At 70.6% G+C, this 344-nt stretch carries 1 pseudogene; it reads left to right on the top strand.

The window, feature by feature from the left end:
- Window positions 1–344 (top strand): annotated as a pseudogene (gene tldD, locus EN852_RS37060) (metalloprotease TldD); the annotation flags it as partial.

Here is a 344-nt window from a genome sequence, read left to right as displayed (position 1 = left end):
GCGATCTTTCCGAAGCCTCGCTGCTGCGCGCCGCCGACGCGGTCTCGGCTGTCAAGGGCGGCTATTCCGGCCAGCTCGCCGGCGCGCCGGCCCGCACCAACCGCCACCTCTATGGCGACGAGAACCCGATCCCCTCGCCGTCCTTCGAGGCCAAGGCCAAGCTGTTGCAGGAGATCGACGGCTGGCTGCGGGCGAAGGATCCGCGCGTACGCCAGGTGACGGCCTCGCTCGCGGCCTCCTGGCAGCATGTCGAGATCGTGCGCGGCGACGGCCAGATCGTGCGCGATATCCGTCCGCTGGTCCGCATCAACGTGTCGGTCGTGGTCGGCAGCGGCGACCGGCAG

Origin of the sequence: Mesorhizobium sp. M2E.F.Ca.ET.209.01.1.1 (assembly GCF_004010375.2) — a bacterium.
Lineage (GTDB): Bacteria > Pseudomonadota > Alphaproteobacteria > Rhizobiales > Rhizobiaceae > Mesorhizobium.
The sequence above is the reverse complement of the archived record's forward strand: the minus strand, read 5'-3'. Positions and strand labels throughout refer to the sequence as shown.